4 protein-coding genes are annotated in these 6,882 nt (G+C 39.0%); 2 read left to right on the top strand and 2 right to left on the bottom strand.

Annotation, left to right across the window (positions count from 1 at the left end):
• Positions 1 to 364 precede the first annotated feature (364 nt).
• Complete coding sequence (locus ACYQ2C_RS13065; protein ID WP_460103216.1) at positions 365 to 1,267, bottom strand: ADP-ribosylglycohydrolase family protein; 903 nt, start codon at positions 1,265 to 1,267, stop codon at positions 365 to 367.
• A gap of 25 nt (positions 1,268 to 1,292) precedes the next feature.
• On the bottom strand, positions 1,293 to 2,177 hold the full coding sequence (locus ACYQ2C_RS13060) for a TraB/GumN family protein (protein WP_460103214.1): 885 nt from the start codon (positions 2,175 to 2,177) through the stop codon (positions 1,293 to 1,295).
• Between the two features lie 940 nt (positions 2,178 to 3,117).
• On the opposite strand from ACYQ2C_RS13060, the gene ACYQ2C_RS13055 reads away from it, so the two are divergent.
• Entirely contained in the window at positions 3,118 to 5,043 is a 1,926-nt protein-coding gene (locus ACYQ2C_RS13055; RefSeq protein ID WP_460103212.1) for a TonB-dependent receptor domain-containing protein, read from the top strand.
• 398 nt (positions 5,044 to 5,441) lie between these two features.
• A complete protein-coding gene (gene trhP, locus ACYQ2C_RS13050; RefSeq protein ID WP_460103210.1) occupies positions 5,442 to 6,824 on the top strand; it encodes a prephenate-dependent tRNA uridine(34) hydroxylase TrhP in 1,383 nt (460 codons plus the stop codon).
• Positions 6,825 to 6,882 lie beyond the last annotated feature (58 nt).

Raw genomic sequence — 6,882 nt, 5'->3', positions numbered from 1 at the left:
AATGAATTATTTATGGGACAGCGAGTTGATTTACTCGCTGCGTTATGAAATTGCAGTTATTACTTGAAACCGCGTAACTCTAGATAGGAATAAATCGCAAGAATAATTGAGTAATGAATCGTAATCTTGATAACACACTGATTAAGTTAACAGGATTAATCATTGGGGAAGATACGAGAAGGTTCCTATAGACTTGTAGAAAAAATTATTAGTCTTAGGCAACGGCGACGTATTCTAAAAAATATCAAAAAGATCTATAACTGAACAACGCACGGAAAGCATTGAATAAATACTGAAGGAAAACCATTGTAGACACTTCCCTGTATCAATACGTGCCTCAGCCGGAACGACGTTTCTTACACTCTTATTGTAGCAAGTCATTACCCATAGAATATAAGTCCAGAGCTAATGTTTTAATTTCATCTGCCATGGTGATTGATTCCCGCCAATCGACAGGAATATTCGAGTAACCATAGTAAGCACCTGCAATTTGGCCGCAGATAGCTGCGGTTGTATCGGCATCATTACCAATGTTGGCAGAAAGCAGGATTGCGTCTCTAAAGTCTTTTCCGTGATAAAAACACCATAATGCAGAAATTAAACTCTCGATAACAAATCCGCTACCGGTTAGTTGTATATACGCTAAATCTTTAAAAGAAGTATCCATTATTAAGCGTAATTCATCGCAGGTTTTGAACGGAATATTTTCGAATATTTCGTCTTTATTGTTTGCAGAGAATGCTTTGTGAATTAAATAACTGAACAAACGGCATGATTCAATACAAAGCTCAGAACCGTGGGTAGTTTTTGAGCTTTCACCGGCATAATGAACACAGGCATTCAATTCTTTATGATAAAAAATAGGAATTGGCGCCAACCTCATGATTGAGCCATTTCCCGAAGAGCGAAGATCCGTTGAGCCACTAAAAGGGTTTTTATCGGTTAGATATCGTCTGAGAGCGGTCGATACAGTTGCGCCAATGTCAAAACAGTGACCATTACTACTCATGTAACCATGTTGGTACCAATTACAATAGCGATTCATTTGATCAACAGGATCGAACCCTTTTTTGTACACCAAACTGTGTGCTAAGCATAAAGCCATGGAGGTGTCATCAGTCCACTGCCCTTTTTCCAAATTAAAAGGACCATCGCCAATCATGTCGCTAATAGGTTCAAATGTTCCTTTGACTTTAAATTCTAAGGTTGTACCAACCGCGTCGCCACAAGCTAGGCCAACTAAGGCCCCCATCATTTTGTCTTCCATATGTATTCTCAACCACAAAAACTCATTAGTTGTTAAGCTGTTCTACTTTGTAACCTTTTTTTTGTAATTTATTCAGTACACCGTCTTCACCGGGAAGATGTAATGAGCCGACCAAAACAAATTCTACTTTATTGTCGTTGTTAAGCTCATCGAGTTGGCTAATCCAGCGATTATTTCTATTCAATATGAGTGTGTTATACATTTTGGGAAATTTGGTTTTCATTTCTTTAATGGAGGCGTTTTCTAAAAACTGTTCTAAATTTCCGCTGCGCCAATTTTGTCTCATGTCGGTAATAAATTCGGGTAATTGTTCTAAATCGCTTAATGTGTATTCGATAACTTGATTATTGTTTATTGCTTCCATGCTTTTAAAGAATGAAAGTTGTTCATCAAAGCTTTCGAGTTCTTGTAGCGGCTTATTATCTTGCTGCGCGAGTTCTGAGATTACGGTTTCAACGCCGAACTCTGCTTGCAATCCCCATCGTTGATATTCGAGAACCGAAACCAATAACGACACGCCCCATGGTTTAAATTTTTCAAAACTTGCGAGTGGTAAGTTACGTTCTGAAAAGAAAGTATTTAACGCTTGGTAAGCTTTGGGAGAAAGCTGAGTGCGTAGTGTTTGGTCACCGGGTAGTGTCATTGCGGCAATTAATTTTTGTTGAGATGACAAGGAATTGGCTACTTCTGTATCGGTCTCGAAAATAATTTCGTCAGAATTGTTATAGGCGGTAGAAAACTCTTTAGGTAGTGGTAAATCACTTGAGCTTAATAAATGTACGGTGCCGCCAATGTAAAAGAATTTATCACCTTTTGTTACCTTCCAAACGGATGATTCTGCCCAAGCTGAAATTGCGCTAGAGCTTGCCACACACAATACTAAAGTGTTAATTATTTTCTTGATTTTCATAAAGCCTGCCCTATTCGTTCGTGTCAATGGTTATAACATTGAATCATACACGGAATGCGTTAATTATCTATGTGCTTTGTGGATCAATTTGGCAATTTATAAAACTTTTAAATATGAATTGAGTAAAGTATAAGTTCTTTATTTCCAGTGTTTTTGCCGGTGTTTAAATAACAAAATTAACATTTTTTAGAAGCTATAAATAACCTATTCATGGAGCCTCTTTAAATAATGCATTTTTGATTAAATTAGACGACAAAAAGTTGAAGGTCTTATTGTCAATTTTTTTGAAATTCTATCATTTACATTGCTTGAAATTGACAACACATTCTGTACTGCTGAAACGTTAGTTAATCAGAGTTTCATTATGATTAAACTAGAAAAATTATTCTGGTTTGTTATTCATTAAATTTATTACCAGAATTTATTCAAAAGTTGATTATCTTTCTATTACTGAATTACCTATGAGATAGATGTGTTTTTCGTTCGAATAAGGATCATGTCTTCACGGCGGTAATTATCCAATTAATTCGAGTTTTCATATTAAATTACTTTAGGAACCTCTGATTAACTCATTCATGATTTAATCAGAGGACAGAAATCGAAAATGTGATTTCCAATTTCTTTACAATTTCAATCACTTACCGTTCATGAAATTGGCGACACATCCTTGTGTCGCGAGAAACTCTGGGTTAATCAGAGTTTCCTTTAATAAAGTCATATATTGTGAAAGACCTTAAATTTTCCAATCTCGCGATTTTCTCATAACCGGTTGTTTTTATTGATTTAAATTAAACCAGCTACGCAATTTTTTGAAAATTCTAGGTGTTGAATCGAGATCCAACAGTTGTTTGTTAATATTTGTTAATTAGCTGGAACTTTTATCAAACGCAAATGATAATGCTTCGCATTACAAGTGGCTAAGTATTCGAGATCATTCATTATGTTAAAACACCAGTTTAAGTTGTCTTTATTAGCATTTGCGGTAGCTCAATCGAGCCACTTGGCCTGGGCTGAAAATGAGATAGAAGTTGTTGAGGTTGAAGGTCATCGTGTTAACGGGGTTAATGTTGTTGATTTTGAAGAACTTCAAAAAAAACAAGCAAACGATTTGGAAGACATTTTCCGCGATCAACCCGGAATTTCTGTAGGTGGTTCGTTAGGTGTTGCACAAAAGATTTATGTGCGTGGTTTAGAAGACACCAACCTTAACATTACCATTGATGGTGCTAACCAAGCCGGTTACCTATTCCACCACCAAGGTCGTGTGTCGGTTGATCCTGAGTTACTAAAGCGCGTAGAAATTAAAGCCGGTGCTGGCACTGCGCTTGATGGCCCAGGTGCATTGGGTGGTGCGATTCAATTTGAAACCAAAGATGCGGAAGATCTTTTAGATGCGAATGAAAACTTCGGTTCATTATTTAAAACCGGTTACAATAGTAATAATCGTGGTTATCGTGTTAGCGCAAACTTATACGGACGCTTGACGGAAAATACTAGCGGTTTATTGGTTTTGGGCCAAACCAAAGGCGAAGAAATTCATGATGGTCATGGTGATGAAATTCCCAATACCGATGCCGAGCAAAATATTGGTTTATTAAAATTAACCAGCAGAATTACCGAAAACCAAACCTTGCGCTTAAGTTACGATACCCGTGATGATAACGCTGTTCGTAATTTGCGCGCGAATTTTATCGATTTTAACGGTAACACCGCAACTAACCAAACCAGTGAACGCGAAACCACTACGTTCAGTTATTCGTTTAATAGTCCAAGCGATTTGGTGGATTTAAAAGTTACCGCGTACCAATCTGAAACCGAAATTACCAATCGTGAATCCGCTGCCAATATTGATTTTGGTGCAACCGTAGAGAGTTACGGTTTAGATATTCGCAACACCAGTTTATTGGGTTCACACCGTTTGGTGTACGGAATGGATTTTCGTGAAGACGAAGGAGCATCTTTTGATGAGATTGAACGTTTTGAAGAAACCGCCGATGTTTATGGCGTTTATGTACAAGATTTTTTCGCACTAACCGATAAATTATCGCTGAGCTTTGGTTCTCGATTCGATCACTACGGGCTGGATGACGAAGACGATCAGCATTTTTCTGATAGCGGTATTAGCTCTAACATTAATGCCGAATACGCATTTACCTCTCACTGGTCTTTACGTGCAGGCTACTCTGAAGCACTGCGCGGGCAAAATGTTAAAGAAGCCGTTTTAATTGGTTCGCGTGCATACTCGCCTGATCTTAAAAGCCAAGAAGCCGACAACGCTGAGTTAGTATTGAGTTACAACTATGGCGGTTTTAAGGCGAGCGCTGAAGTGTATCGCAGTGAAATTAACAATGTGGTTGATACCGTTGCCGATCCAAATTTAGGAACTGTGTTAGACAACGCAGGCGATTTGGTCACCCGTGGTTACAATGTTTCGGTTTCTCAAAATTGGTCTCGTTTCACCACAGGTTTTAGCTATTCTCACGTTGACCCAGAATTAAACGGTGAGCCACTCGGCGATAGCGATACCGGTATTGGTACCTCTTACGGCGATGTTCTTTCGGTAAATATGGCTTACCACTTTGAAAAAACCAATCTAGAACTTGGTTGGAATGGTCGCTTAGTTCGCTCTCTTGATCAAGTGCCTGATGGCTCGCCGAAAAAACCTGGCTACAATACCCAAGATATTTATTTAGAATGGTCACCAACGGGTAAAGATACTATGACCGTTAATTTAACCATTAACAATTTGTTTGATCAGTATTATCTCGATCACGGTACCTTCGGCTTTTCTGGTCGTGTTGGCGAAATTATTGGTGTTGCCGAACCCGGTCGTGATGTACGTTTAGGTTTAAGCTGGAAAATTTAAGGCTCTAATTAGAACCTCTGATTAAGTCAGGCTTGAGTTAATCAGAACTTTCTAAAGGTATTAATTATCCTCCCGGCATATATCGCAGGCAGTGTTTATTATTAATGTCGAATCTTTGATAACGAATCTAAGGCTTTTATGAATGATGCCTAATTGCTCTCAATAAGACGAAGTAAGCTTTGTGAGACCTTATTAACCCAGATTTTTCTGGGTTAATATTCAATTAACAACAAAAATCTTCCCTCAAATTCTGGCCGTTTCGGGTTATTTCTCTTATAAACGTCGATTTTCGACGCTTTTCTTCTATAAATTTACGATTTTTAAAATTCAGTTTGTGCTCAATCCTAATCCGAGTAAAATACGCGGTTTTTAGACTTACGATCTGAACTTAAAACACTATGAAATTACCAGAACTTCTCTCTCCTGCCGGTTCCCTTAAAAACATGGAATACGCGTTTGCCTATGGTGCAGATGCGGTATACGCCGGACAACCACGTTACAGCTTGCGTGTACGTGAAAACGAATTCAATAAAATTGAAAACCTTGCCAAAGGTGTAGCGCGCGCCCACGAATTGGGTAAGCAAATCTACATTGCCAGCAATATCAGCCCTCACAACGATAAAGTGAAAACCTATCTTAAAGATATGGAAGACGTTATCGCTATGAAACCCGATGCTTTGATCATGTCTGATCCCGGCTTGATTATGATGGTTCGTGAGAAATGGCCCGATATGCCGGTGCACCTTTCTGTACAAGCAAACGCGGTTAACTGGGCAACGGTGAAGTTCTGGCATCAACAAGGTTTGAGCCGAGTTATTTTATCGCGCGAACTGTCTTTGGACGAAATCGCAGAAATTAAACAACGCGTTCCTGAAATGGAATTGGAAGTGTTTGTCCACGGTGCGCTTTGTATCGCTTACTCTGGTCGTTGCTTGCTGTCTGGCTATATGACTCACCGCGATTCTAATCAAGGCGCCTGTACGAATTCCTGCCGCTGGAAATACAACACCCACAAAGCTGAGCAATCGGAAGGCGGAGAAATTATTCCGTTAAAAGAGATCACCGAAAAACCCGTTGAGCTTTTTGATCCGACCAAAGAGTCCGAAAGCGACGATGGTTTAGACCGTGTATCGCCGATGTATCTATTAGAGGAACAAGGCCGTCCCGGTGAATTGATGCCGGCTTACGAAGATGAGCACGGCACTTACATTATGAACTCCAAAGATTTACGCGCGGTACAACACGTAAAACGCTTAATGGAGATTGGTGTAGATTCATTAAAAATTGAAGGCCGAACCAAAAGTTATTATTACGCCGCTCGAACTGCACAAGTTTATAAGCGCGCCATTCTTGATGCCGCTGAAGGTAAAGAATTTGACTTCCAATTGATGGATGATCTTGAAGGTATGGCCAACCGTGGTTTTACCGAAGGTTTTTACCGCCGCCACGTACCTAGCGAATACCAAAATTACGAAACTGGTAATTCAACCGCTAACACGCAATTATTTGTTGGTGATATTCAAGCGGTTAACACCGACGATCAATCATTAACTATTGAAGTCAAAAACCGCTTTGAGGTTGGCCAAAAATTGGAGCTTTTAACGCCGGTTGGTAATTTTGAATTTACCTTAACCGAAATGATTAATGCCAAAAACGGTAAGCCTTTAGAAGCTGCATTGGGTACCGGTTATACTGTGAAAATTCAGTGGCAACAAATACCCGGCTTAATTGTTCAAGGTAATAATTTAGAAAAAGGATTATTGGTTAAAAATGTCGATTAAATATCGCCGTTTTAAATAAATCTTAAAAACAAAAAAGCCATCTATTAAGATGGCTTTT

The organism is Sessilibacter sp. MAH3 (genome assembly GCF_054658275.1).
The sequence above is the reverse complement of the archived record's forward strand: the minus strand, read 5'-3'. Positions and strand labels throughout refer to the sequence as shown.

Coding starts and splice junctions, on each gene's coding strand:
- ACYQ2C_RS13065 (WP_460103216.1), bottom strand. CDS start 1,267: ATGGAAGACAAAATGATGGGGGCCTTAGTTGGCCTAGCTTGTGGCGAC.
- ACYQ2C_RS13060 (WP_460103214.1), bottom strand. CDS start 2,177: ATGAAAATCAAGAAAATAATTAACACTTTAGTATTGTGTGTGGCAAGC.
- ACYQ2C_RS13055 (WP_460103212.1), top strand. CDS start 3,118: ATGTTAAAACACCAGTTTAAGTTGTCTTTATTAGCATTTGCGGTAGCT.
- trhP (WP_460103210.1), top strand. CDS start 5,442: ATGAAATTACCAGAACTTCTCTCTCCTGCCGGTTCCCTTAAAAACATG.